The sequence below is a fragment of the Afipia clevelandensis ATCC 49720 genome, assembly GCF_000336555.1.
Lineage (GTDB): Bacteria > Pseudomonadota > Alphaproteobacteria > Rhizobiales > Xanthobacteraceae > Afipia > Afipia clevelandensis.
Genome location: NZ_KB375281.1, coordinates 2,130,049 through 2,156,488, shown reverse-complemented (window position 1 = coordinate 2,156,488; position 26,440 = coordinate 2,130,049). Strand labels below are relative to the sequence as shown.

Sequence of the window (26,440 nt, the reverse complement as noted above, 5' to 3'; positions counted from 1 at the left end):
CGCCGACGTTACCCGGACGTTCCGTGTTCAAAAAGGCAGGCGTCCTGACTCATCGCGTTCCGTCGCGCGGGTTATGGTTAAAAAACGTTGAATAACAAAGCGTTGAAGAGTCTTTAATTATCTTCGGTGAACTTGCGCGGATGACGCGCGGAGTATGTTGGTTTGTAGTCGGCTCCCTGGTTCTCGTCGCCCTTGCGGGTTGCGGCCGTGGATTCATGTCCGCGGAACGCGAGCCATGGCGGGCTGAGGCCGAGAAGGCGTGCCTGAAATCCGGTGCGGTCAAAGAGAGTGCCGATCTCGTCCGCATCGATCCGATCTCGGGTCCGGGCGCATGTGGCGCGGAATTTCCGCTCAAGGTCGCAGCCCTCGGCGAGAACATGAGCAGCCTCGGTTACGCTGACGATCTGCGCCCGCCCGGCAGCATCGGCAATCAGCCGCGCTGGCCGGTGGCGCAGCAGCCGCCTTCCTATCGCCCGTCGTATTCGGCCTCGCAGCCGCCGTCCTATCCGTCATCGTCTTATCCATCGCAGCAGCCCTATCAGGGCTCGCAGCCCGGCTATCCTGCGCAGGCCGGTGCGCCGATGCGCCTGAACGCGCCCGGAATAGAGCCGCCGGATGAGGAAGATCAGATGGCTGGACCGGAGACGACATCGCCGACGATGGCGCGTCCGTCACCGCGCGCGCCGTATGCCGCGCAGCCATATCCATCCGCCAACCAGCCTTTCACGCCGCCGCGTCTCGGCCCGTCGCAGGGCTCGCCGGTCAGCAGGTTCGGTGCTGTGGCCGTGAAGCCTGCCGCGACGCTGGCCTGTCCGATTGTGTCGGCGCTCGACCGATGGCTGGCGGATTCGGTGCAGCCTGCCGCGCAGCGCTGGTTCGGCTCGCCCGTTGCGGAGATCAAACAGATTTCGGCCTATTCGTGCCGCGGCATGAACGGCAATTCGCGCGCGCATATTTCCGAGCATGCCTTCGGCAACGCGCTCGACATCGCGTCTTTCACGCTCGCGGACGGACGGCGCATTTCGGTGAAGGACGGCTGGAAGGGTTTGCCGGAAGAGCAGGGGTTTCTGCGCGACGTACAGGGCGCTGCATGCCAGCAGTTCAACACCGTGCTGGCGCCGGGCTCGAACGTCTATCACTACGATCATATTCACGTCGATCTGATGCGCCGCGCCAGCGGGCGCATCATCTGTCAGCCAGCGGCTGTCTCCGGCGAGGAAATCGCCGCGCGCGCAGCACCGCGTGGCTATGCTTTCCGCGACAATGGCGTCACCGGCTCGATTGGCCAGCGTGTGAAGCGCATGTTCGCGCGCGGTCCGTTGTCGAAGGAAGACCGCGACTCCATCGAAGACGAATCCCGTCTCCGGGAGCGCTGAAGTCTTCAGCTTTTCGACGCGCGATAGCCGGCGAGGAATACCCGCACGGCGCTGTCGACCACCGTTGCGATCTGTTCTTTGTTCGGCGCCGGCTTGACCTGAAACACGTAGGGCTGAAACAGCGTCGCCTGGCACATCATGATGAATTGTGCGGCGGCGAGATAGCAGTCGCCGATCGCAAGCTCCTTCGCCTTGACCCGGGCTTCCAGATAGTCCCCGAGCAGGCGCATGGTGTGGGCGATGACGTGATCGTAAAAACGGCGACCGACATCGGGCATCCGCTCCGCAATCGCCATCACCGTTCTGACGGCTGATCCGCCATCGGGCCGGCAGACGATTTCCAGATAGGCGCGGCCGAAGGCGCGCAGGCTGGTTTCGGCATCGAGCGCCGGATCGAAGTTGAATGCCTTCTTGCCTTGATCGAGGCTTTCCTGCTCGACAATCGCCTCGAACAGCCGGTTCTTGTCCGCGAAGTAGACGTAAAGCGTGCCCTTCGAGACGCCTGCGGCCCGCGCGATCTCGTTCATGCTGGCGCCATCAAAGCCCAGATCCATGAAGACGCGCCGCGCGCCATCCATGATCTGATGGCGTTTCGCGCTGTCCTCGTCGCCTTGCGGCGCGACGGAGAGGTGGGTTTGGGCAGCAACCATTCGTTTAGTCTGTTTTTTCGTTTCGTTGTGGAGCGCGGGTCCGGAAACGGCGCGGGAACCCGAACTGCTGTACGAACTGTTGGAGCAAAATATCATTGACCGAACGGTTCGGTCAATGATATTTGTGTCGCAGGCCCGGCGGCAGTCCCGCCGGGTGCGAGCGTTTTGACACGTATGGAGGCCATGATGGCCGTGCCTGCCCGAGACCAGGTCGCAAGGGTTGTTCACCCGGAGCCTGACGAGACCGACGCATCGCGCGCGGCGACCATCGAGCAGCGTGCGCGTCCGGCCGAGCAGCCTGCGACGGAAGCACCCGAGACAGTGCCGCCCACTGAGGCGAAGGACGACGCCGCGAAACCGAAGTCTCCGACGCGCAGGCGCATCATCGTCGGTGTCGGCGCATTGGCGGCGCTGGCCGGCATCTATTTCGGTTATCACTACATGGTCGTCGGCCGCTATCTGGTCACGACCGACGACGCCTATGTGCGCGCCAACAACACCACCATGGGCGCGAAGATCGCCGGACACATTTCCAAGGTCATGGTCGGCGACAACACGCGCGTCGGTGCGGGCAACGTCGTTTTCATGATTGACGACGGCGACTATCGTCTCGCCGTCGAGAGCGCGCGTGCCAAGGTCGCGACGCAGCAGGCGACCATTGAGCGCATCGGCCGTCAGGCCGAGGCGCAGCAAAGCGCTGTGGACCAGGCGAAGGCGCAATTGATGTCGGCGGACGCCGCGATCAAGCGCGCCGAAGCCGATTTCGCACGTCAGGAAAGCCTGAGTACCAAGGGCTTCGCCTCGAAGGCGACCTTCGATGTGTCGCAGGCGGGCCGCGATCAGGCGCAGGCGGCGGTGCAGGGCGCCAAGGCGGCGCTGGATGCCGCGCAGACGCAGGTTGATGTCATCAACGCGCAAAAGGCGGAAGCCGAAGGCCAGTTGCAGGAATTGCGTGCGGCGCTGGCGAAGGCCGTGCGCGATCTGTCGTTCACCGCAGTCCGCGCGCCGGTGGACGGTATCTTCTCCAATCGCATCGTCAGCGCCGGTGACTATGTGCAGCCCGGTCAGCGGCTCGCCAATGTCGTGCCGATCGACGACGTCTATATCGACGCCAACTACAAGGAAACGCAACTCGGACGCCTGAAACCCGGCCAGCCGGTGTCGATCACCGTTGACGCGGTGTCCGGACGCACCATCACTGGAATTGTCGACAGCCTCGCGCCGGCGTCAGGCTCGGTCTTTACGCTGCTGCCGCCGGACAATGCCACCGGCAACTTCACCAAGGTGGTGCAGCGCGTGCCGGTCCGCATCCGCGTGCCGTTCTCGGTGGCGCGGGAAAACCTGCTGCGGCCTGGCATGTCGGTGATCACCACAGTGAACACCAAGCCGAACCCGGACCACGTCGATCCGATCGCAGCGCGATAACAGCACAAGGCCCGGCATCGCGGGCCTTTAGGACAACGTGATGTCGTCAAACACTGCATCGCCGACGATGAGTGGCGGCCCCGCTGCACCGGCGGGGACGGAGACGATCAGCACGCGCCGGCTGATCGCCTTCCTCATCATGGTGTTCGGGATGTTCATGTCGATCCTGGACATCCAGATCGTCTCGGCATCGCTTTCCGAAATCCAGGCCGGCCTCTCCGCCAGCACCAGCGAAGTCGCATGGGTGCAGACCTCCTATCTGATCGCGGAAGTGATCGCGATCCCGCTGTCGGGTTTTCTGTCGCGCGCCTTCGGCACGCGGCTGCTGTTTGCGATTTCTGCTGCAGGCTTCACGTTCGCGAGCTTTATGTGCGGCCTGACCTCGACCATCGAGCAGATGATCCTGTGGCGCGCGATCCAGGGCTTTGTCGGCGCGGGCATGATCCCGACCGTATTTGCGTCTGCCTACACGGTGTTTCCGCGCAACAAGTTTCACATCGTCGGCCCGATCATCGGCCTTGTGGCCACGCTGGCGCCGACCATCGGCCCGACGGTGGGCGGCTACATCACCGACCTGATGTCGTGGCACTGGCTGTTCTTCATCAACGTCGTGCCCGGCATCGGCATCACCATCGGCGTGCTGGCGCTGGTGGATTTCGACAAGCCGAACTTCGCGCTGCTGGAGCATTTCGACTGGTGGGGCCTGATCTCGATGGCGGGTTTCCTCGGCTCGCTCGAATATGTGCTGGAAGAAGGCCCGCGCAACGACTGGCTGCAGGACGAATCGATTTTCTTCTTCGCGGTCGTCTGCGTCATCTCGGCCGTGGTCTTTTTCTATCGCGCGCTGACGCAGAAGGAGCCGATTGTCGATATCCGCGCCTTTACCGACCGCAACTTCGCGCTCGGCTGTATGTTCTCATTCTGCGTCGGCATAGGCCTCTATGGCCTGACTTACATCTATCCGCGCTACCTCGCCGAGGTGCGGGGCTACAGCGCGCTGATGATCGGCGAGACCATGTTCGTCTCGGGCGCTGCGATGTTCGTCAGCGCGCCGATCATCGGACGGCTGATGACCAAGGTCGATCTGCGGTTCATGATCGCTACCGGGCTGGTGATTTTCGCGATCAGTTCGTGGATGATGACCGGCATCACCCGCGACTACGATTTCTATGAACTGCTGGTGCCGCAGATCCTGCGTGGGGTCGGCATCATGATGGCGATGGTGCCGGTGAACAATATCGCGCTCGGCACGCTTGCGCCCTCGCGCCTGAAGAACGCCTCCGGCCTGTTCAACCTGACCCGCAACCTCGGCGGCGCGGTGGGGCTGGCGGTTATCAACACGGTGCTCGATCACCGGACCGATCTGCACATCTCCCGGCTGCATGACCGCGTCACCTGGGGCAATTCGATGGCTGTCGAGACGCTGAACATGCTGACCCAGAAGTTTCAGGGCGCGGGCAATGCCTCGCTGATGGCGCTGAAGCAACTGTCGATGATCGTGCACCGGCAGGCCGTGGTCATGAGCTTCGGCGATGCCTTCTTCATCCTGACCTGTTTCTATCTGGTGCTGAGTACGCTTGTGTTCTTTGTCAACAAGCCGAACATGATGGGACCTCCGCCGGACGCGCATTGATGTCGGGCCTTGGCCGTGGCACATCAGTCACGGGCATGGAAACGGCAAGCGCGGGCACATGAGTTTCATCAGCGGCGTCGGACTGACGGCTTTCGGAAAGCATGAGGGGCGTTCGACCCTCGATCTGATGACCGAGGCGGCGCAGGGCGCGCTGTCCGATGCGGGCCTCAAGCGCAGTGACGTCGACAGCCTGCTCACCGGCTATTCCACCACCATGCCGCATCTGATGCTGGCGACGGTGTTCGCCGAGCACTTCGGCATCCAGCCGTCCTATGCCCATGCGATTCAGGTCGGCGGCGCGACGGGCCTTGCCATGGTGATGCTGGCGCATGAACTGGTCGAGGCCGGCGTTGCGAAGACCATTCTTGTCGTTGCCGGCGAGAACCGTCTCACCGGGCAGGCGCGCGATTCCGCGATGAGCACGCTGGCGCAGGTCGGCCATCCCGATTACGAGGTGCCGCTCGGGCCGACGATCCCGGCTTATTACGGCTTGCTCGCCTCGCGCTATATGCACGACTATGGCCTCACGCAGGAGGACATGGCGGAGTTCGCGGTGCTGATGCGACGGCACGCCATGCAGCATCCCGGCGCGCAGTTTCATGAACCTATCACGGTGGCTGATGTGATGGCGTCGCGCGAAATCTCGTCGCCGCTAAAACTGCTGGATTGCTGTCCGGTGTCGGACGGCGGCGCGGCTTTCATCATCAGTCGCGAGCCGACAAACGATCGTCAAGTCCGCATCATGGGATGCGGGCAAGCGCATCTGCATCAACATATCACCGCAGCAAAGTCGCTGTCCGATGTCGGTGCGGCGGTGGCGCTGAACCGGGCGCAGGAGAAGGCGGGCGTCGATGCCGGCGCGATCAAATATGCCGGCATCTATGACAGCTTCACCATCACGCTGGCGATCCTGATCGAGGAGCTTGGTCTTGCGACACGCGGCGAGTCCGCAGCGCGTGCGCGCAATGGCGATTTCGGCATCGACGGTGCGTTGCCGCTGAATACGCATGGCGGACTTTTGAGTTACGGTCATTGCGGCTGCGGCGGCGCGATGGCGCATCTGGTCGAAACGCAGTTGCAGATGACTGGCCGAGCCGGGCAACGTCAGGTGCGCGATGCCTCGCTGGCGTTGCTGCATGGCGACGGCGGCGTGATGTCGTCACATGTCAGCATGTTTCTGGAGCGGGTGCGATGAGCGAAGCAGCAGAACTCAAAGGCTGGACCGACGGCGCGGACGCGATCCTCTACCAGTCATGCGGCGCGTGTGGTCATCTGTGGTATTTCCGCCGTGCATTCTGTCCGTCATGCGGGGATGCTTCGCCGACGACTCATCGAGCCGGCGGCCAAGGGGTGGTCTATTCCGCGACTGTTGTTCGCCGCGCGGCGACGCCGGAAGCCAAGGCCCACGTGCCTTACGCGATCCTGCTGATCGATATGACCGAAGGCTTTCGCGTGATGGCGCATGGCGATATCGATCTGCGCATCGGCGACCGTGTTGTCGCAGAGTTCAGGCCGTTCACGAATTTACGCACGCCGTATTTCGTCAAGGCGTGAGCGCATGCGGCGTGTCGCCGCGCGTACATTGCAGGATAGCAATTAACCGGTACAAAATTTGCCGCAATTATTGCCCAAAACATCATCAGCGGACTTCGCCCCGAAGTCCGCATGACTCAGACGCGGGAGGATCGCATGATTTTGACGTTTGCGTTTATCGCGACCCCGCGAGTCCTGCGCGTTCGCGCCTCTGCATCCGGATACCCCCTCGGTTAACCACGCGGTCCACCGCGCAAGGTTGCCGGCAATCATCGGTCGTCCGATGGCCTGTCCGTGGTCGTCCGGTTCGGGTTTTCGCGAACCTTCGCTGACCGAATTCCACAACCTTTTTCTTTGACACATGACGATTGCGCGCGGCGTAGCCGCTGCGTCGTCTCTCATTTGGAGTCGGCTTGCGCCTGCGCAGCCGAAACACGCTATGACTCTGTCTCGTAATAAAAAGTCCGCCTTGCGCGCGGTGCTTCCGTTCGTCTTCCGCCACTGGACATATCAGCCGGGGCGATTGTCTGTAGTTGCCGGTGGCCTGATCGCCGCCGCGGCAGCGGATGTGTTCATGCCGCTGTTCGCGGGAAAGCTGGTGGACGCCATCGCGCTGACCGATCCGGCTGCCGCAAAGCGCGGGGCGATAATTGCTTTCGGGGCCATCGTCGTTCTCGGTCTGGTCGCGATGGTCACGCGCTTCATCGGCCTGAAGGCGATCATCCCGTTCACGCTGCGCATCATGTCGGATGTGGCGCAGAATGCCTTCGTGCGCATCCAGCGTTTCTCGACCGACTGGCACGCCAACAGCTTTGCCGGTTCGACCGTGCGCAAGATCACGCGCGGCATGTGGTCGCTCGACCTGCTCAACGACACCATCCTGATGGCGTTGATCCCGTCGCTCGTCGTGCTGCTCGGCTCGACCATCCTGGTCGGCTGGCACTGGCCGGTGCTGGGTGCGGTGATCGCGCTCATGACGGTGATCTATGTCGGCATGACGGTCGCGCTGACCACGAACTACATCGCGCCGGCGGCGCAACTGTCCAACGCGCTCGACACGAAAGTCGGCGGCACGCTGGCCGATGCGCTGACCTGCAACGCGGTGGTGAAGTCGTTCGGCGCGGAAGCGCGGGAAGACGAGCGTCTCGGCGGCGTGCTTGGCAAGTGGCGCCGCCGGGCCGGACGGACATGGTCGCGCTATACGTACGTCGGCACGGCGCAGCACGCCGTGCTGGTGCTGATGAGCGTGACCGTGATCGGCGGAATCTTGCTGCTGTGGGCGGCAGGCCGTGCCACGCCGGGTGAGGTGGCCTATGTGGTGACGACCTATTTCGTCATTCACGGCTATCTCGGCGACATCGGCCAGCACATCAGCCATCTCCAGCGTTCGGTGAACGACATGGAGGAACTGGTGGCGATGCATGACGAGGTGATCGGCATTGCCGACGCACCGGATGCGAAGCCGATCAAGGTCGCCGGCGGCGGCATCGTGTTCGACGATGTGACGTTCCACTATCGCGGACACGACACGCCGCTCTACGAGCGGCTTGCGGTCAGCATCAGGCCCGGCGAGCGCGTGGGTCTGGTCGGACGCTCGGGCTCCGGCAAGACGACTTTCGTCAAGCTGGTGCAGCGGCTGTACGACGCCACAGGCGGCCGCATCCTGATCGACGGTGAGGATGTCGCGAAGGCCACGCAGCAGTCGCTGCGCAGCCAGATCGCCATCGTGCAGCAGGAGCCGACCCTGTTCCATCGCTCGCTCGCGGAAAACATCGCCTACGGTCGGCCGGGCGCGAGCATGGCGCAGATTGAGGAAGCTGCGCGTCTTGCCAACGCGCATGACTTCATCATGCGGCTGCCGAAGCGTTACGAGACGCTGGTGGGCGAGCGCGGCGTGAAACTGTCGGGCGGCGAACGTCAGCGTGTGGCGCTGGCGCGGGCGTTCCTCGCGGACGCGCCGATCCTGATCCTGGACGAGGCGACATCAAGCCTCGATTCGGAATCGGAGGCTCTGGTTCAGGAGGCGATGGACCGCCTGATCCAGGGGCGTACCGCAATCGTGATCGCGCACCGTCTGTCGACCGTGCGCAGCCTCGACCGGATCATCGTGTTCGACCGGGGCCGGATCGCGGAGGAGGGGACGCATGCATCGCTCGCGCGGCGTCCGGGCGGCATCTACCGTTCATTGTTCGAGCGGCAGGTGCTGGAACTCGACCGCATGTCGGCGGCTGAGTAAACGCGGCGGCGGCGACTTTTAGGATCAGCGCAGGTTCGCCGTCTTGCGGCCAACCGCGCGGGTGTCCTGAAAGTCGTCGCCGTCGATCGGCGAGGGAACGAGATGCGGCGCGACCGTGTAAACGGCGTAGCCGCTTCTTGTTCGTTTGGCCTGATAGAGCGCCTGGTCGGCACGGGCGAGCAGATCGTCCGGCGCGATGTCTTCCTCGGTCAGCATCGCGATGCCGACGCTGGTGCCGATTTCGATGGTGTAGCCATTGATGTTGTAATAGCTGCCGATGTCCTCGACGATACGCGATGCAAGGCCGGTCGCCTGTTCGCGTTCAGCGACTCCGGTTTGCACCAGCACGAATTCGTCGCCGCCGAGCCGCACCAGAAGATCGCTTGCACGGGTCAGCCGCGTCAGCCGCCGCGCGACTTCCTTCAGGATCGCGTCGCCTGCGGGATGGCCGTAAAGATCGTTCGCGGCCTTGAAGCGGTCGAGATCGAGGCTGTGGACCGCGAGGCCATATCCGCTGCGCTGCGCGTCCGCCATCACGGTCTCGAGGTTTTCACTGAGGCCCAGCCGGTTGGACAGGCCGGTCAGCGCATCCTGTTGCGCAAGACCTGCAAATTTTCGCTTGAGGGTGAGCTGGCTGACCGCGGTGGCGTAAGCGTGCTGGATGATGTCGAATGCGCCGAACAGGAAGATCAGCGTAGTTAGCCCAAGCGAGATGTAGATCAGGCTGCCGTGAAGCATGCAGGCGATGCTTGGCGGGACGGCGACGATGAAAAGATTCAGCAGCGCCAGCCGCGGGCGATACGCCACGCGCGTCACCGTGCCCGCCCCATAGGTCGAGATCACGCCGATGATCAGCATGTGAACGGCGGCATCGGGCAGCATGAAACAGCGCACGCCGATGGCGCTGACCACAACGGCGGTCGCGATGCTTCGGATCGCAAACTGCCGCTCCCACACCTGCGCCTCGTCGCGCGGCAGCTTTCTGCCTGCGGTGGCGCGATGATAGCGGCGGATCATCCAGATGCGCTCCACCGACACCAGAACCGCGATCAAGGTCAGGGCGAGGATGGCGCGGTCGCCGGTCTCCAGAAAGATTACCGCGCCGATGATGCACTGACTAACCAGAAACACCACGATAGACGGCGTGGCGCTGAAGAGATCGCTGATGATCTCGACATAAATGCTCTCGGGAAGCTGGCGCGGGCGCAGCAATTGCATCGGTGAAAGCGTCATGGGTTCGCAGTCTGTCTTGCGCACAAGGCGCCATCAGCCTGCGGGAGTTCTAGACGCATCAAGTAAAATGAAGGCCCCGGGAAACGCTCCAACTTGAGGGAACTGGAACCCGGGGCAGGCGGGGGGTGCCGTCAGCGCGATCGCCTCGGCAGGACGAAGCTCTGGCCGGGATAAATCAGATCCGGATCCCGGATTCGGCTCCGGTTCGCCCTCAGGAGCAGTGGATACAACTCGCCTGAGCCGTAGGTGGCGCGGCTGATGCGCCAGAGACTGTCGCCGCGGGACACGACCACTGCGGACGGTGCGCGCTTTTTGGACTGAAGGCGCGCGTCCGAAGGCCCGCCAGCTTCCGGCGCGGAACGGCTCGCCATCTTGTTGTCCTCCGTAACGGGCCTTGGCGCTTCAGCGCGTGAGCGAACTGCGGGGGAGGCAGAGTCCGCCGCGTCCAGCGCCACCACCATTTTTTGTTCGGATATCGCCTGTTTCCCGTCCGGCAATCTGGACCTCAATGTCAGCTCGTAGTTTCCGGGAGGAAGCGGCGGAGGGGTCATGACGAATTGCCCCGATTGATCCGCGACGGCCCGGCCGAGGGATTCGCCGTCGCGCAGCAGTTCGACGGTCGCGCCGGGCGCAGCTCTGCCGGCGATGACCGCATCGCCCGTTCGCTCAACGCGGGTAATGTCGAAGCTGGGAAAGGACCTGTCCGTATCCGCTGGACGGGGTGGCTGTGCAGGCGCGCCAGTCTCTGCCTTGGCTTCAGCCTTTGCCGTGGCGGGCGCGGACGAGCTCTCGGCTTGAGGGCGCGAGCCGGGCGGGGATACCGCTGGTGTCGCTGTTGCCGCAGGTTTTGCTTCAGTCGTGGGCGCGGTCTTGGCTTCAGCTTTGGCGTCGGCCTTGGGTGCAGTCTTAGGTTCAGTCTTAGGTTCAGTCTTAGGTTCAGTCTTAGGTTCAGCCTTGGGCTCAACCTTGGGTTCGGCTTTCGCTTCAACCCTTTTGTTTTCGCCCGAGCGCTCGCGCTGCATGTACGACAGGCCGAACACAAGCGCTGCTACAAATGCAACAAGCAGCAGAACCAGCATGACCGTTCGGCCCGTCGTCGCAGTCATCGTGCGCGCCCCTTCGATTGGAATTCGTCAGCCCTCGGTGAGCTTGCGCCGATTTAGTCCGGCCATCAACCCTTCACGATGCGTCGTTTGCCGCATGAACTGTCATGAAATGGCGAGGGGTCCGGCGTGTTTGCGCCGAACCCCTCATTCTCGATCAGCCGGCCTGTAAGCCGGGTTCTGTAGGGCCTGAATGGTTTTCACCACGCAGACGTGACGGCCATTCCTCTGGGACGCAACTTGCGTTGCGCCTCAAGCAACCTACCCGGACGGCGGGCCTGACATCGCCCCGCGGAGTTATCGCTCGAAAGCGAACTGTCCGCCATGCCGTCCCTATTCGGTTTTGCTCCCGGTGGGGTTTGCCATGCCGTCTCCATTGCTGGAAACGCGGTGCGCTCTTACCGCACCTTTTCACCCTTACTCGCCTTCACCCTTGCGGGTTTCGGCAAGCGGTTCGTTCTCTGTGGCACTTTCCCTGGGGTCGCCCCCGCCGGGTGTTATCCGGCACCGTATGTCGATGGAGCCCGGACTTTCCTCCCCGGCGACCTTTCGATCCTTGCCGGAGCGGCCGTCCGGCCGACTGACGCCGCAGTGATGGGCGCACCGGCGCGCGAGGTCAAGAGGTCAGGGTTTCTTCTTTCGGCATCAAGGCCAGGAGATCGTGCAACGTGGTCAACGTCGAGGTATCGGCAACGCCGTCCACGCGCTCGGGGCGGAAGTGGCGCTGGAAGGCAGTCACCACATCCATGGTGGCGGCGTCATAAAGGCCGTTCAGCGGAATGCCGTAGCCGAAGCGCGCGAACAGTTTCTGAAGGGCGAGAACATCGTCGCCGGATTGCCCGAGCATGGTCTGCACGCCACGCACGATCGGCGCGGGCTCAACCCACAGTCCGACACCGGAATCCGCCAGCAGCCGCCATGGGAATTTCTCGCCGGGGTCCTTCTTGCGGCCGGGCGCGACATCCGAATGCCCGAGCACGCGATGCCTGGGAATATCGCGGCGGATCATGATGCCTTTGCACAGCGCGATCACTGCTGCCGTCTGGCGCAGCGGGAAGTCCGTGTAGTCGAGATCGTGACCCGGATTGACGATCTCGATGCCGATGGACAGTGAGTTGATGTCGGTTTCGCCGGCCCATGACGACGCGCCGGCATGCCATGCGCGATCCGCTTCGCGCACGCACTGGATGATGTTGCCGTCTTCCAGCACGACATAATGCGCCGAGACTTCGGTGCCGGTGGTGCACAGGCGTACAATCGCGCTCGCCGGATCGGCCATGCCCGTGTAGTGCAGCACGATCATGTTCGGCGAGAGGACACCCTTGCGGTCGCCGTAGTTCGGCGACGGCGTGACGTTCGAGACGACGGATGAATCCGGCACGAAGTTCGGCATTTCAGCAATGTTCCCCAAGTGGCAAGTCGGGACGCTGACGCTTTGAACTCAATCCAGCAGACTCAAACGATCCTCGCGGCATACACAACTCGAAACAGGGCGAGAGAAGGGCGGTACGGAGTTAGTGATAGGGCAAACCATACCCCGCGCAATGAGTACCGGTTCCGTTGCCCCCAACACATTGCGCATGGCCGGTTTGCCTTCCGGAGTGGCCGGAATTCACCTTCTTTAAAGTGAAGCGATCACGTCAACCATTCCTTAACGATAACTGCCGCTACTGAAGGATGTGGAGCCGCGCCGATTTGGGGCGGCTACGGTTCACCGATGCGCAATCTCGATGGCTGGCCAGAAAATCCCGTGCGGAACCTCGAATTTGCGGCGCGTCATCGCCAGCGCGTCCGCGTTCAGGTCGGTCTGGGCGCCGGAACGCGCCAGTCTCGGGCTTTTCGGGCGGGATTTGGCGGATCGGCCCGGCTATTCGGGCCGCCACGCGGCCCTCTTTCACCGGCAGGCGTTTGAAATGTCGCCCGACGACGCACCTGTACGCCATGTCCCGGTCCTTGGTGTCGAGGCCGTGGAGGCGCTCGCGCCGCGCGACGGCGGTGTTTACGTCGATGCCACCTTCGGCGCCGGCGGCTACAGCCGCTTGATCCTGAAAACGCCCGGCACCCGCGTGATCGGCATCGACCGGGACCGCACGGCGATCGGCGGAGGCTTCGACCTTGTGGAGTCGTCCGGCGGACGCCTGACCCTGGTGGAGGATCGCTTCTCCAATCTTGCCGATGTGTGCGCAGGTCAGGGCCTGAGCGCGGTGGACGGCATCGTCATGGATGTCGGCGTCTCATCCATGCAGCTCGATCAGGGCGAGCGGGGTTTCTCGTTCCGCCTTAACGGTCCGCTCGACATGCGTATGGCGCAGCGCGGGCCGACGGCGGCTGACGTGGTGGCGAAGGCCTCGGAAACCGATCTCGCCAACATCATCTATATTTTTGGCGAGGAACGTCACTCGCGCGCGGTGGCCCGCGCCATCGTCGCGGCCCGGAAGGAAGCGCCGATCGCCACGACACGCGCGCTGGCCGACATCGTCTCGCGCGTGGTGCGTTCCAAGCCCAACGAAATTCATCCCGCGACCCGAACCTTTCAGGCGCTGCGAATCCTCGTCAACGAAGAGCTGGACGAATTGCACGCGGCGCTTGTGGCGTCCGAGCAGATGCTGAAGCCGGGCGGACGGCTTGCGGTGGTCTCGTTCCATTCGCTGGAAGACCGCATCGTCAAGAACTTCCTCAACGAACGCGGCAAGCGCGGCGGCGGCTCGCGTCATCTGCCCGAGGTGGATCAGGCGCAGCCCAGCTTCGAGATTCTCACCAAGCGGCCTGTGGTTGCCGGTGACGAGGAGGTGGACGCCAATCCGCGGGCACGTTCCGCGAAATTGCGCGCAGCAGTGCGCACAGATGCGCCCGCACAGTCCGAAACGGCATCGTTCGACTGGCCGCAACTGGCCGACGTGATGAGGGGAGGCTGACATGCGCATTGTCCACCTCTTCGTCATCTGCGCACTGGTCTTCGCGGCAGCCTATGTCTACCGCATCAAGATGGAATCCACGGTGCGTACCGAAACCGTGATGAAGCTGCGCAGCGATATCCGTCAGCAGCGCGATGCCATCGCGAGCCTGAGGGCGGAGTGGGCCAAGCTGGATTCGCCGAAGCGTCTGCAGGAGCTGGCGTCACGCCATCTTTCCCTGCGCCCGATTGAAGCGACGCAATACGACTCGCTGAAGAACCTGCCGCCCCGGCCGCCGAGCTTCGTCAAGCCGAACGACCCCGATCCGATCGGCACCATGATTCAAAGCGTCGATATCGAAGCGCTGGCAAAGGCAGCGCTGGAAGATGACTCGCTGACCGGTTCGATCCCCAAACCGGAGGGCGCCCAGTGACCGATGCGATCACACGTCCCCCTGAGCCCTGGCGGCAGCGGCTGATCCGCACGCTGCTGTATGGGCGCAATGTCGACCGTTCGGCCAAGGCGCGCGCGCGTGTCGGCCTTGCGATCATTGCATTCGCGCTGGTCTATGCCGTGATCGGCGGGCGACTGGTGATGTTCGCCGTGAATGGCGATGCGCATGGTGCCCGGCGCACGGCGTCGCAGGACGCGATCGCCACCGCACGGCCCGATATTCTTGACCGCAACGGGATGATCCTTGCGACCGACGTCAAGACACCGTCGCTGTTCGGCGAGCCGCGCCGCCTGATCGACAAGGACGAGGCCATCGAGCTTCTGACCGCGACCCTGCCGGACCTCGATGCCGGCGAGGTGCGCGACCGGCTGTCGTCACGCAAGGGTTTTGTCTGGCTGAAGCGTGAAATCACGCAGCAGCAGCAGAAAGATATCTACCGCCTCGGCATTCCGGGCATCGGCTTCCTGCGCGAGAACAAGCGCGTTTATCCGAATGGTCCTGTCGTGTCGCATCTGATCGGCCATGTGAACATCGACAATCAGGGCATCGCGGGAATCGAGAAATGGCTCGATTCAAACGGCCTTGCGGATTTGCATCGGGCCGGCTTCGCCACCGATCGCCAGCAGGAGCCGGTGGAGCTTGCCGTCGATCTGCGTGTCGAACATGCTCTGCGCGACGAATTGCTGAAGGCGAAGGACAAGTACAAGGCAAAGGCCGCCGCCGGCCTGGTGTCCAACGTCAATACCGGCGAGATCATCGCGATGGTGTCGGTGCCGGATTACGATCCGAACAATCCGCGCGAGGCGAACGATCCGACCCGCATCAACCGCCTGACCACCGGCGTGTTTGAAATGGGATCGACCTTCAAGTCGCTCACTCTGGCCATGGCGCTGGATTCCGGACGGGCCACGGTCAATACGCTTTACGATGCGCGCGCGCCGTTGGTCTACGGCAAGTTCAAGATTCACGACACCCACAATCTCGGCCGCTCCGTGCCGATGTGGGAGGTCTTCACCGAATCCTCCAACGTCGGCGCGGCCCGCGTCGCGCTATCCATGGGCGTCGAGGCGCACAAGGCGTTCCTGCGCAAGCTCGGCCAGTTGACCCGGCTGCGCACCGAACTACCGGAGAGCGCGGAGCCGCTGGTGCCCAAGCGCTGGGGCGAACTGAACACCATCACCATTGCGTTCGGTCACGGCATAGCGGTGGCGCCGCTGCAGGCGGTGATGGGCATCAACGCGCTGGTGAATGGCGGCAAGCTCATTCCGCCGACCTTCCTCAAGCGTTCGCGCGAGGATGCGCTCAAGCTCGCCAAGCAGGTGGTGAAACCGGAAACCAGTGTCAGCCTGCGTTACATGATGCGGCTGAATGCGGAGCGGGGCACCGCGCGCAAGGCGGATATCAAGGGATACTACATCGGCGGCAAGACCGGCACCTCGGAAAAGGTCGTCAACGGCCGCTATTCCAAGAAGCAGGTGCTGAACTCGTTCACAGCGATCATGCCGGCCGACAATCCGCAATATCAGCTTCTGATCATGCTGGACGAGCCGCAGGCGCTGCCTGAAACCCATGGCTTTATCACCTCGGGCTGGAATGCCGTGCCGACCGGCGGCAAGGTGATCGAGCGGATCGCCCCGCTTTTGGGCATGGTGCCGCGGTTCGATTTGCCGCCGTCCGACCGCCTTATTCTTGCGGCATCGAAGGAAAGCCGGTAACCGCGACTCTTCACCTCTCCCCGTCGGGGAGAGGTCGGCGCGCAGCGCCGGGTGAGGGGGATCTGATTTCAATTTTGACAACTACCGCCCCTCACCCCAACCCTCTCCCCAACGGGGAGAGGGGGTTCTATCGTGCGTATTGCAGATTTGATGCCATGCTTGTTCGATTCGGTTTTGGTCTATGATGAAGCTACGCGACCTTTTCAGCGGAGATGCCGTGATCGGCGCGCAACATGCGGATGTTGCGGTCACGGGCCTTGCCGTGGACAGCCGGGCGGTGAAGCCGGGCCATGTGTTTTTTGCGCTGGCCGGGGTCAAGACCGACGGAGCGCGTTTCATCGACCAGGCAATCGCGGCGGGCGCTGTAGCCGTGGTCAGCGATCGTCTTCCCGGGAGCGACAGCCGGGTTGCCTTTATCGCCGTTCCGAATCCGCGCCGTGCGCTCGCGCTGGCCGCGGCACGTTTCTATCCGCGCCAGCCGCAGACCATCGCAGCCGTGACCGGCACCAGCGGCAAGACCTCGGTGGCCGTGTTCACCCGGCAAATCTGGCAGCAGCTCGGCTTCGACGCAGCCAGCATCGGCACCATCGGCCTCGTTTCTCCGAAGCGCACGGTCTATGGCTCCCTGACCACGCCGGACCCGATTGCGTTGCATCGTTCGCTGGACGAGATCGCGGGCGAGGGCATCACGCATCTGGCTTTTGAAGCGTCGTCGCACGGTCTCGATCAGCATCGCCTTGACGGCGTGCGCGTCAGCGCCGGTGCCTTCACCAATCTGTCGCGCGATCATATGGATTATCATCCGACGGTCGAACACTATCTCGCGGCCAAGCTGCGGCTGTTCACCGATCTTGTGGTCGATGGCGGCGCGGCGGTGATTGCCGCGGACCACGATCACTCGGCGGCCGTGATTGAGGCGGCCCGGGTCCGCAAGCTGCGGATCCTGACGGTCGGCCGGAACGGTGATGCGATCAGGCTGCTCGATGTTGCGGTCGACGGCTTCGCCCAGAAGCTGACCGTCGAACATGGCGGCAAGCGTTACAATGTGCGCCTGCCGCTTGTCGGTGATTTCCAGATCGAGAATGCGATGGTCGCCGCAGGCCTTGTCATCGCAACGGGTGGCGGTCCGGTGCGTGTTTTTGCGGCGCTGGAAAACCTTCAGGGCGCGCCGGGCCGTCTTGAACTGGTCGGCGAACGGAACGGCGCGCCGGTGTTTGTCGATTATGCCCACAAGCCGGATGCGCTGGCGAAAGCGCTGGAAGCGCTGCGGCCTTACACCCGGCGCAAGCTCGTTGTCGTGTTCGGCGCGGGCGGTGACCGCGACGCGGGCAAGCGGCCGCTGATGGGCGCCATTGCGGCTGATAATGCGGATACTGTCATCGTTACCGACGATAATCCGCGCTCGGAGAATCCGGCGTCCATTCGCGCGGCCATCATGGCGGCGGCAAAGGGCGCAACGGACATCGCGGACCGCAATGAGGCGATCCGCGCGGCAGTCGCCGGATTGCAGCAGGGTGATGCGCTGCTGATCGCCGGCAAGGGACATGAGACCGGACAGATTGTGGGAGATAAAGTGTTGCCGTTCAGCGATCACGAAGCCGCCATCGCGGCACTGGCGGAGCATGCGGCATGAGCGCCGCATTGTGGACCAGCGCGGCGATGACTGAAGCGATGCGTGCTGCAAGGCGCGGCACGCTGCCGGACAATGTCACCGGAATTTCCATCGACAGCCGCACCCTGACGCCGGGTGAAGCGTATTTCGCGATCAAGGGTGACGTGCATGACGGCCACGATTTCGTCGAGGCCGCGTTGAAGAACGGCGCATCGCTCGCAGTCGTCGCAGAGTCCCACGCGGACAAGTTTCCGGCCGATGCGCGTCTCCTGATTGTTGACGACGTACTCGCCGCGCTGGTCGATCTGGCGAAGGCGTCGCGAGCCCGTCTTGGCGGAAAAGTCATCGCGGTAACCGGCTCGGTCGGCAAGACATCGACCAAGGAAGCGCTGCGCACGGTGCTCAGTCCGCAGGGCGAGACCCACGCCTCGGCGGCCTCGTTCAACAATCACTGGGGCGTGCCGCTGTCGCTGGCGCGTTGCCCGGCCTCGGTAAAATTCGCGATCTTCGAGGTCGGCATGAACCATGCGGGCGAGATCGAGCCGCTGGTCAAGATGGTCCGTCCGCATGTGGCGATCATCACCACGGTGGAGCCGGTGCATCTGGAATTCTTTTCCGGGATCGAAGCCATCGCCGATGCCAAGGCGGAAATCTTCGCCGGCGTGGAACCGGGCGGTGCGGCGGTGCTCAACCGCGACAATTCCCAGTTCGCGCGCCTCCGCAAAAGCGCGAAGGCTGCCGGAATCAAGCAAATCGTCTCGTTCGGCAGTGACGAAAAAGCCGATGCGCGGCTGATTGACGTTTCGCTGCATGCCGCCTTTTCGGCGGTGCGCGCAGACATTCTCGGTCACGACGTCACTTACAAGATTGCGATGCCCGGGCGGCATATGGCGATGAATTCGCTGGCGGTGCTCGCCGCCGCGTCGCTGGCAGGGGCGGACCTCGCCTTGGCGGCGCTGGCGCTTGCGCAACTCAAGCCCGCCTCGGGCCGCGGCGTGCGCGAGGCGCTGACGCTCACGGAAGGCACCGCCACGCTGATCGACGAAAGCTACAATGCCAATCCCGCCTCGATGGCGGCGGCGATCACGGTTCTGGGGCAGGCGGAGGTCGGGCAGCGCGGGCGGCGGATCGCCGTGCTGGGCGATATGCTGGAACTCGGCCCCACGGGTCCGGATTTGCACCGCGGCCTCGCAGAAGCGATCACGATGAACGGGATCGATTCGGTTTTTTGCTGTGGTCCGCTGATGCGCAATCTGTGGGAGGCCCTTCCTTCCACGAAGAAGGGCGGCTATGCCGATAACTCGGCAGCGCTCGAGCCGCAGGTGGTGTCCGCGATCGGGGCAGGCGACGCCATCATGGTCAAGGGTTCGCTCGGGTCGCGTATGAAATTGATTGTGACGGCATTGCAAAAGCGCTTCCCTGACAAGGCGGCGCTGGATGACGTCGCACCATAAGGCAATTGGACATGTTTTATTGGCTCACTGAATTGGCCGGCACTATCCCCGGCATCAATGTGTTTCGTTACATTACGTTTCGCACCGGCGGCGCCATGGTCACCGGCGCGCTGTTCGTGTTCCTGTTCGGGCCGTGGATCATCGCCCACCTTCGGCTGGCGCAGGGCAAGGGTCAGCCGATCCGCGCCGATGGCCCGCCGACTCATCTCGTGACCAAGAAGGGCACGCCCACCATGGGCGGCCTGATGATCCTGTCCGGGCTGGTGGTCGCGACGCTGCTGTGGGCCAACCTGCGCAACGCCTATGTCTGGATCGTGCTGCTGGTGACGCTCGGCTTCGGCTTCGTCGGCTTCTATGACGATTATCTGAAAGTCTCCAAGCAGACCGACAAGGGATTCTCCGGACGCTTGCGTTTGGCAGTCGAGGGATTGATTGCCTTGATCGCCTGTAGCTGTGTCGTCTGGTTCGGCCGCGACGCGTCGGTGACGGCGCTGTCGATTCCGTTCGTGAAGGAATTCCTGCTGAATATCGGCTGGTTCTATGTGCTGTTCGGCATGTTCATCATCGTCGGCGCAGGCAACGCGGTGAACCTTACCGACGGCCTCGATGGTCTCGCCATCGTGCCGGTGATGATTGCGGCGGCGAGCTTCGGCATGATCGCCTATCTGGTCGGCAACGCCGTGTTCGCCGAATATCTGCAGATCCGCTACGTGCCCGGCACCGGCGAACTCGCCGTGCTGTGCGGCGCGGTGCTCGGCGCAGGTCTCGGCTTCCTCTGGTTCAACGCGCCGCCGGCGTCGATCTTCATGGGCGACACCGGATCGCTCGCGCTCGGCGGCATGCTCGGCGCCATCGCGGTCGCGACCAAGCATGAGATCGTGCTGGCGGTGATCGGCGGTCTGTTCGTCGTGGAAGCGCTGTCGGTGATCGTGCAGGTCGCATCGTTCAAGCTCACCGGCAAGCGGTTCTTCCGCATGGCGCCGATCCACCATCATTATGAGCAGAAGGGCTGGACCGAGCCGCAGATCGTGATCCGGTTTTGGATCGTGTCGGTGATGCTCGCGCTCGTCGGCCTTTCGACCCTGAAGCTGCGGTAATGATTCCCGTCACATCCTTTAAGGGCAAGACGATCGCGGTGTTCGGCCTCGGCGGGTCGGGGCTGGCGAGTTGCCGCGCCCTGAAGGCGGGCGGTGCGGAGGTGATCGCCAGCGACGACACGCCCGCAAAGCTCGCCGAAGCCGCGAGGGAAGGTTTCATCACCGCGGATCTGCGCACCGTGTCGTGGGACAATTTCGCGGCGCTGGTGCTGACGCCCGGCGTGCCGCTCACCCATCCGCAGCCGCACTGGACGGTTGTGGCGGCTAAAGCCGCGGGCGTCGAAGTCATCGGTGACATCGAGCTGTTCTGCCGCGAGCGCAGACGCCATGCGCCGGATGCGCCGTTCGTGGCCATCACCGGCACCAACGGCAAATCCACCACCACGGCGCTGATCGCGCATCTGATGCGCGAAGCCGGTTACGACACGCAGATGGGCGGCAATATCGGCACCGCGATCCTCTCGCTGGAACCGCCCGCAAAAGGCCGCGTCCATGTGATCGAGATGTCGTCGTATCAGATCGACCTCACGCCTTCGCTCGATCCGGCTGTCGGCATCCTGCTCAACGTCACCGAGGATCATATCGACCGCCACGGCACCATCGAACATTATGCGGCGGTGAAGGAACGGCTGGTCGCGGGCGTGCAGCCGAACGGCACCGCGATTGTCGGCGTCGACGATCCGTTCTGTGTGGCGATTGCGGACCGGGTGGCGCAGGCGGGCAAGAATGTGGTGCGCGTCTCGGTGAAGCGTCCGGTGGCCGATGGTATTTGCCTTGAAGGCGAAACCATCGTGCGTGTCGATGGCGGCGCCCGCGCCCGCATCGCCAGCGTGGCCGAAATCGGCTCGTTGCGCGGTTTGCACAATGCGCAAAACGCAGCATGTGCGTCGGGGGCGGTGCTCGCGCTTGGGGTCAGCGCCGAGGTGTTGCAGAAGGGACTGCGCAGTTTTCCCGGCCTTGCGCACCGCATGGAGCAGATCGGCCGGCAGGGCCAGGTGTTGTTCGTCAACGACTCCAAGGGCACCAATGCGGATGCGGCTGCGCGGGCGCTGTCGTCGTTCAAGGACATTTTCTGGATCGCCGGCGGCAAGCCGAAGACCGGCGGGATCGAGAGTTTGCGCGAATTCTTCCCGCGCATCCGCAAGGCCTACCTGATCGGTGAGGCCGCGGAAGAGTTCGCCAAAACCCTTGGCGATGTGCCGCACGAAATCAGCAAGACCCTTGAGGAGGCCGTGCCGCACGCCGCGCGCGATGCGGCGGCATCCGGTCTGGCCGCGCCTGTGGTTCTGCTGTCTCCGGCCTGCGCGTCGTTCGACCAGTTTCCGAATTTCGAGAAGCGCGGTGATCGCTTCCGCGACGTGGCTCATGCCTTGCCGGGTGGTCTGACGCCGCCCTAGGCAAACGCTTGTTACGATCTCCCGACACTTTGACGAGATTTTTTCTCGTATTTGCCCATCCTTAACCCTCCGGAAACCATGATGCGGGAGTAATACCCCGTTAACCTCTGGCAGAGGGGCGACGGCCCATGATTTCCCGCGAGCAACGCACGCCCCTGAGTGAATGGTGGTGGACGGTAGACCGGCTGCTGCTGGCTGCGTTCGTCACGCTGATGCTGGGGGGTGTCATTCTCTCGCTGGCTGCGAGTCCGCCGGTGGCGACGCGCATCGGTCTCGATCCGTTTCACTTCTTCAATCGGCATGTGCTGTTTCTGCTGCCGTCGCTGCTGGTGATGCTGGGCGTCTCGTTCCTGTCACCGCGTCAGGTCCGGCGCAGTGCCTTGATCGTGTTCGCGGTCAGCATGGCGCTTGTTGTTGCGACCCTGTTGCTCGGGCCGGAGGTGAAGGGCGCGAAGCGCTGGATTACCATCCTCGGCATCAACATTCAGGCGTCGGAATCGCTCAAGCCCGCCTTCGTCGTGCTGGTCGCGTGGCTGTTCGCGGAATCCGCCAAGCGTCCCGAAATGCCGGCGACCTCGATGGCGCTCGCGCTTCTCCTGATGACAGTGACGCTGCTGGTGCTGGAGCCGGACTTCGGCCAGACCATGCTGCTGCTGATGGTGTGGGGGGCGCTGTTCTTTATCGCCGGGATGCGAATGATCTGGGTGTTCGGCCTGATGGGCGCGGGCGCGGTCGGCTTGTTCGGCGCCTATATGATGGTGCCGCATGTCGCGGGCCGCATCAAACGCTTCATGGACCCTGCGTCGGGCGACACCTTTCAGGTCGATACCGCGATGGAAGCCTTCACCCACGGCGGCTGGTTCGGGCAGGGGCCGGGCGAGGGCACGGTGAAGCGCATCCTGCCTGACAGCCACACCGACTTCGTGTTCGCGGTCGCCGCCGAGGAGTTCGGAATCATCCTCTGCCTCGCGCTGTTGGCGTTGTTCGCCTTCATCGTCATTCGTTCGCTGTCGCGGGCCTATGCCAGCGAGGACCTGTTCGCGCGCTTCGCCGCTGCGGGTCTCGCCATCATGTTCGGTATCCAGGCCTCCATCAACATGGCGGTGAACCTGCACCTGATGCCGGCGAAGGGCATGACGCTGCCCTTCATCTCCTATGGCGGTTCGTCGATGATCTCGCTGGCCTATGGAGTCGGCATGCTGCTGGCGCTGACGCGGCAGCGCCCGCGCGTGGAGATGGAATCCATCGGCGCGGCGCAAGCGGCGCACGGCTTCGCGTAACACTGATACTCCTATGTCTGACAAACCTCTCATCATGCTGGCGGCGGGCGGAACGGGTGGCCACCTGTTTCCCGCCGAGGCGCTTGGCGTCGCGCTGATCAAGCGTGGCGCCGAGGTGCGGCTGATGACGGACTCCCGCGCGCTGCGTTATGGCGGGATGTTCACGCGCGACATGATGGATGTGGTGCCGAGCGAGACAGTGCGCGGCCGCACGCCCTGGGCGCTGGCACGCACGGGCGCGATGCTGGCCGCTGGCGGCGCCAAGGCGCTCGCCTTGCTGATGGCGCGCAGGCCCAAGGCCGTAGTGGGCTTCGGCGGATATCCGACGCTGCCACCGCTGATCGCGGCAAAGCTGCTCGGCATTCCGACCGTCATTCATGATTCCAATGCGGTGCTCGGCCGCGCCAACCGTCTGCTCTCGACCCGCGTCAGCGCGATTGCGACGTCGCTGCCCGGCGTGCTGGATCGCGATCCATCGCTCGCGAGCAAGACGACGGTCACCGGCACGCCGATGCGGCCCGCGATTCTTGCGGCCGCTGCGGTCCCTTATATTGCTCCGACGGCCGATGGTCCGCTGCGTCTGTTGGTCGTTGGCGGTAGCCAGGGCGCACGGGTGATGGCGGACATCGTGCCGCCTGCGATCGAGCGGCTGGAGCCGGCGTTGTGGCGCAGGCTCAGTCTGGTCCAGCAGGTGCGCGAGGAAGATATGCCGCGCGTGCGCGCGGTCTATGACAAGCTCAAGATCGAGGCGGAGCTTGCGCCGTTCTTCACCGATCTGCCCGCGCGCTTCGCCGCCACACATCTCGTGGTGTCGCGGTCGGGAGCTGGAACGGTCGCAGAGCTTGGTGCGATCGGGCGACCTTCGATCCTCGTGCCGCTGCCCGGCGCGATTGACCAGGACCAGCACGCCAACGCAGGTGTGCTGGAAAAGGCTGGCGGCGCGATCCGGATTCCGCAAGCCGAATTCACGCCGGACCGTCTGGCGTCGGAAATCTCCGCGCTCGCCGCCGATCCGGCGCGGCTGGCTGCGATGGCGGCCAGTGCACGCACTGTCGGCAGGCTCGATGCGTCCGAACGTCTCGCAGACCTGTTGATGAAGGTCGCCGGACTCTAGAGCCGCACGTTCTCCACCAGATAATCCAGAAACGCCCGGACGCGCGCGGGCAGATGTCCCCCGTGGCCGAGAAACACCGCATGGACCGGCTCGAGATCGCCGGGGTTGGAATCTTCCAGCACGGCGGCAAGCCGTCCGGCCTTGATGTCCGCATCGACATGAAAGCGTGCCAGCCGCGCAAGGCCCGCGCCCGCCACTGCAAGGCGCTGCATCGCTTCGCCGTCCGAGACGAGGGCATTGCCGACAGGGGCCACCGAAATCGTCCCGCCATTGCCATCGCGAAACGGCCAGCCGTCGATCTGCTTGGAAAAGCAGAAGCCAAGCATGTTATGCCTCGTCAGGTCGGACGGAGTTTTCGGCGTGCCGTGCTCTTTCAGGTAGGACGGCGCTGCGACCACCACCATGCGGCTCTCGCCGAGTTTGCGCGCGAGCAGGCGCGACTCGCGCAGCGGGCCGACGCGGATGGCGATGTCCGCGCGCTCTTCCATCAGATCGACGACGGTGTCCGTGAGCGAAACGTCGACGCTGATGCCGGGATGCAGCCTGAAGAAGCCGGGCAGTAGCGGCAGCAGCCAGTGCAGCCCGAACGGCACGCTGGTATTGACCCGCACCCGGCCACGCGGAATTGCGCCGATGGCGGCTTCGCGCTCCGCCGTGTTGATGTCGTCGAGAATGCGGATGCTGCGGTCGTAATAGGCCGAGCCTTCCGGCGTCAGTTGCAGCTTGCGGGTCGAGCGGTTTATTAGCCGCACGCCGAGCCGCGCCTCCAGCCGGGCCACCAGCTTGCTCACCGCCGAGGGGCTCATGCGGAAAGCGCGCGCCGCCGCCGAAAATCCTCCAAGTTCGACCACGCGGGCGAACACCTCCATTTCGCCGGAGCGGTTGATGTCTTGACTGGCCATTGTGACTTCATTTCACAAATACTGTTACTTTACACAATCTAGTTCACGAATGGCTTTGCGTCCATCTCTCGGACAATGCCGGCATCTGGCCGGATTTGCCTGAGGACTGTTCCATGCCACTCGCACTCTACGCGCTCACCGCCGGCGCCTTCGGAATCGGCGTCACCGAATTCGTCATCATGGGCCTGCTGATCGAGGTCGGCGCCGATCTCGGTGTTTCGATCCCGGCGGCAGGCTTGCTGATTTCCGGCTATGCCCTCGGCGTCGTTCTCGGCGCGCCGATCATGACCATCGCCACCGCGCGCTGGCCGCGGAAGACCGCGCTGCTGGTGCTGATGGCGGTGTTCACCATCGGCAATCTCGCCTGTGCGCTGGCGCCGAACTACTGGACCCTGATGGCCGCGCGGGTGCTCACCGCCTTCGCGCACGGCACCTTCTTCGGCGTCGGCTCGGTGGTCGCGACCTCATTGGTCGCTTCCGACAAGAAGGCATCGGCCATCGCGATCATGTTCACCGGCCTCACCGTCGCAACCATTCTGGGCGTGCCGTTCGGGACGTGGCTCGGCCAGCATTTCGGCTGGCGCGCGACTTTCTGGGCCGTCACGCTGGTCGGTGTTGTGGCGTTCGCGATCATCGCAGCGCTCGTTCCAGCGAGCAGCAAGGCGCCTGAAGGCTTCAACCTGCGAGAAGATCTTGCGGTTCTCAAGCGCGGTCCCGTTCTGGCGGGACTGCTCACAACGGTCCTTGGATGGGTCGGCGTATTCGCGGTCTTCACGTATCTGGCGCCGCTTCTCACCAAGGTGACCGGCTTCTCCGATGCCGCCGTGTCGCCGATCTTGCTGGTGGTCGGGATCGGCTTGCTGATCGGAAATCTGCTCGGTGGACGGTTCGCGGACAGGCATCTGATGCCGACAGTATTCGGTAGCCTGTTCGCTCTTGCTCTTGTGCTCGCGCTGATGACCTTCGCCGTTCATAACAAGATCGCGATGGTTGCCTTTGCCGCGCTGTTCGGTGTCGCAGCGTTCGCGACGGCGCCGCCGCTGCAGATGTGGGTGCTCGAAAAAGCCCATGGCGCGGGTCAGTCGCTGGCGTCGAGCTTCAACATCGCGGCGTTCAACCTCGGCAATGCCATCGGTGCGTGGCTGGGCGGCATAGTGATTGCGCGCGGACCGGGACTGGAATCGGTGCCATGGATCGCGGCGCTGGTGCCGCTGGCCGGCATGGCGCTGGCGATCGCGAGCCATCGGTTCGAGACACGCGCCAAGCCGGTTCCGGCCGCTGTTTGCCCCGCGGCCGCCGAATAGTCGGCCAAGTTCGGCCTTTCCGGCCCGA

21 protein-coding genes and 1 other RNA gene are annotated in these 26,440 nt (G+C 63.7%); 16 read left to right on the top strand and 6 right to left on the bottom strand.

Annotated elements, in window-relative coordinates; genetic code table 11:
• Positions 1 to 140 precede the first annotated feature (140 nt).
• A complete protein-coding gene (locus HMPREF9696_RS10260; RefSeq protein WP_040301358.1) occupies positions 141 to 1,376 on the top strand; it encodes an extensin-like domain-containing protein in 1,236 nt (411 codons plus the stop codon).
• Positions 1,377 to 1,381: 5 nt separating this feature from the next.
• On the opposite strand, the gene HMPREF9696_RS10255 is transcribed toward HMPREF9696_RS10260, so the two are convergent.
• Complete coding sequence (locus HMPREF9696_RS10255) at positions 1,382 to 2,026, bottom strand: TetR/AcrR family transcriptional regulator (protein WP_002712925.1); 645 nt, start codon at positions 2,024 to 2,026, stop codon at positions 1,382 to 1,384.
• Between the two features lie 186 nt (positions 2,027 to 2,212).
• Between HMPREF9696_RS10255 and HMPREF9696_RS10250 the strand changes: the two genes are divergently transcribed.
• The 5 genes from HMPREF9696_RS10250 (at position 2,213) to HMPREF9696_RS10230 (ending at position 8,853) form a co-directional block, all read left to right on the top strand.
• Positions 2,213 to 3,451 carry an HlyD family secretion protein gene (locus HMPREF9696_RS10250; protein ID WP_002712924.1) on the top strand — a complete coding sequence of 413 codons (1,239 nt, stop codon included), beginning with the start codon at positions 2,213 to 2,215 and terminating at the stop codon, positions 3,449 to 3,451.
• A gap of 40 nt (positions 3,452 to 3,491) precedes the next feature.
• Positions 3,492 to 5,084: a DHA2 family efflux MFS transporter permease subunit gene (locus HMPREF9696_RS10245; protein WP_002712923.1), complete on the top strand. Its 1,593-nt coding sequence runs from the start codon at positions 3,492 to 3,494 to the stop codon at positions 5,082 to 5,084.
• Positions 5,085 to 5,142: 58 nt separating this feature from the next.
• Positions 5,143 to 6,279, top strand: a complete 1,137-nt coding sequence (locus tag HMPREF9696_RS10240; protein ID WP_002712922.1) for a thiolase family protein — start codon at positions 5,143 to 5,145, stop codon at positions 6,277 to 6,279.
• Complete coding sequence (locus HMPREF9696_RS10235; protein WP_002712921.1) at positions 6,276 to 6,638, top strand: Zn-ribbon domain-containing OB-fold protein; 363 nt, start codon at positions 6,276 to 6,278, stop codon at positions 6,636 to 6,638. Before HMPREF9696_RS10240 ends, HMPREF9696_RS10235 begins: the two co-directional genes overlap by 4 nt.
• Positions 6,639 to 7,056: 418 nt before the next feature.
• Positions 7,057 to 8,853, top strand: a complete 1,797-nt coding sequence (locus HMPREF9696_RS10230; protein WP_002712920.1) for an ABC transporter ATP-binding protein — start codon at positions 7,057 to 7,059, stop codon at positions 8,851 to 8,853.
• Between the two features lie 24 nt (positions 8,854 to 8,877).
• Here HMPREF9696_RS10230 and HMPREF9696_RS10225 read toward each other — a convergent pair whose 3' ends face one another.
• From HMPREF9696_RS10225 to HMPREF9696_RS10215, 4 genes are all read right to left on the bottom strand, one after another.
• The gene (locus tag HMPREF9696_RS10225; protein ID WP_040301355.1) at positions 8,878 to 10,086 is read right to left on the bottom strand and encodes a GGDEF domain-containing protein; all 1,209 of its coding nucleotides are present in this window, start codon (positions 10,084 to 10,086) and stop codon (positions 8,878 to 8,880) included.
• Between the two features lie 131 nt (positions 10,087 to 10,217).
• A complete protein-coding gene (locus tag HMPREF9696_RS10220; RefSeq protein WP_002712918.1) occupies positions 10,218 to 11,192 on the bottom strand; it encodes a LysM peptidoglycan-binding domain-containing protein in 975 nt (324 codons plus the stop codon).
• A gap of 150 nt (positions 11,193 to 11,342) precedes the next feature.
• Positions 11,343 to 11,773: RNase P RNA component class A (gene rnpB / locus HMPREF9696_RS21100), an RNA gene on the bottom strand.
• Between the two features lie 32 nt (positions 11,774 to 11,805).
• A complete protein-coding gene (locus HMPREF9696_RS10215) occupies positions 11,806 to 12,582 on the bottom strand; it encodes an N-acetylmuramoyl-L-alanine amidase (RefSeq protein ID WP_002712917.1) in 777 nt (258 codons plus the stop codon).
• Between the two features lie 337 nt (positions 12,583 to 12,919).
• On the opposite strand from HMPREF9696_RS10215, the gene rsmH reads away from it, so the two are divergent.
• The 9 genes from rsmH to murG all read left to right on the top strand — a co-directional run bounded on the left by rsmH (position 12,920) and on the right by murG (position 24,206).
• Positions 12,920 to 14,104: a 16S rRNA (cytosine(1402)-N(4))-methyltransferase RsmH gene (gene rsmH / locus HMPREF9696_RS10210; RefSeq protein ID WP_040301354.1), complete on the top strand. Its 1,185-nt coding sequence runs from the start codon at positions 12,920 to 12,922 to the stop codon at positions 14,102 to 14,104.
• Position 14,105: 1 nt separating this feature from the next.
• Positions 14,106 to 14,516: a cell division protein FtsL gene (ftsL, locus tag HMPREF9696_RS10205; RefSeq protein ID WP_002712915.1), complete on the top strand. Its 411-nt coding sequence runs from the start codon at positions 14,106 to 14,108 to the stop codon at positions 14,514 to 14,516.
• A complete protein-coding gene (locus tag HMPREF9696_RS10200) occupies positions 14,513 to 16,252 on the top strand; it encodes a peptidoglycan D,D-transpeptidase FtsI family protein (RefSeq protein WP_002712914.1) in 1,740 nt (579 codons plus the stop codon). Before ftsL ends, HMPREF9696_RS10200 begins: the two co-directional genes overlap by 4 nt.
• Before the next feature lie 184 nt (positions 16,253 to 16,436).
• Entirely contained in the window at positions 16,437 to 17,885 is a 1,449-nt protein-coding gene (locus tag HMPREF9696_RS10195; protein WP_040301964.1) for a UDP-N-acetylmuramoyl-L-alanyl-D-glutamate--2,6-diaminopimelate ligase, read from the top strand.
• Positions 17,882 to 19,318, top strand: a complete 1,437-nt coding sequence (locus HMPREF9696_RS10190) for a UDP-N-acetylmuramoylalanyl-D-glutamyl-2,6-diaminopimelate--D-alanyl-D-alanine ligase (protein ID WP_002712912.1) — start codon at positions 17,882 to 17,884, stop codon at positions 19,316 to 19,318. Before HMPREF9696_RS10195 ends, HMPREF9696_RS10190 begins: the two co-directional genes overlap by 4 nt.
• Before the next feature lie 11 nt (positions 19,319 to 19,329).
• The gene (gene mraY / locus HMPREF9696_RS10185) at positions 19,330 to 20,415 is read left to right on the top strand and encodes a phospho-N-acetylmuramoyl-pentapeptide-transferase (protein ID WP_002712911.1); all 1,086 of its coding nucleotides are present in this window, start codon (positions 19,330 to 19,332) and stop codon (positions 20,413 to 20,415) included.
• Positions 20,415 to 21,812, top strand: coding sequence for a UDP-N-acetylmuramoyl-L-alanine--D-glutamate ligase (murD, locus tag HMPREF9696_RS10180; protein WP_002712910.1), 1,398 nt, complete (start codon positions 20,415 to 20,417; stop codon positions 21,810 to 21,812). The genes mraY and murD overlap by 1 nt, the downstream gene beginning before the upstream one ends.
• Positions 21,813 to 21,940: 128 nt before the next feature.
• On the top strand, positions 21,941 to 23,092 hold the full coding sequence (ftsW, locus tag HMPREF9696_RS10175; protein ID WP_002712909.1) for a putative lipid II flippase FtsW: 1,152 nt from the start codon (positions 21,941 to 21,943) through the stop codon (positions 23,090 to 23,092).
• Between the two features lie 13 nt (positions 23,093 to 23,105).
• Entirely contained in the window at positions 23,106 to 24,206 is a 1,101-nt protein-coding gene (gene murG, locus HMPREF9696_RS10170) for an undecaprenyldiphospho-muramoylpentapeptide beta-N-acetylglucosaminyltransferase (RefSeq protein ID WP_081602396.1), read from the top strand.
• On the opposite strand, the gene HMPREF9696_RS10165 is transcribed toward murG, so the two are convergent.
• Positions 24,203 to 25,108 (bottom strand): LysR family transcriptional regulator, encoded by a 906-nt coding sequence (locus HMPREF9696_RS10165; protein WP_002712907.1) that lies wholly within the window; start codon positions 25,106 to 25,108, stop codon positions 24,203 to 24,205. The genes murG and HMPREF9696_RS10165 overlap by 4 nt on opposite strands.
• 113 nt (positions 25,109 to 25,221) lie before the next feature.
• Between HMPREF9696_RS10165 and HMPREF9696_RS10160 the strand changes: the two genes are divergently transcribed.
• The gene (locus tag HMPREF9696_RS10160; protein ID WP_002712906.1) at positions 25,222 to 26,412 is read left to right on the top strand and encodes an MFS transporter; all 1,191 of its coding nucleotides are present in this window, start codon (positions 25,222 to 25,224) and stop codon (positions 26,410 to 26,412) included.
• Positions 26,413 to 26,440: the final 28 nt, after the last annotated feature.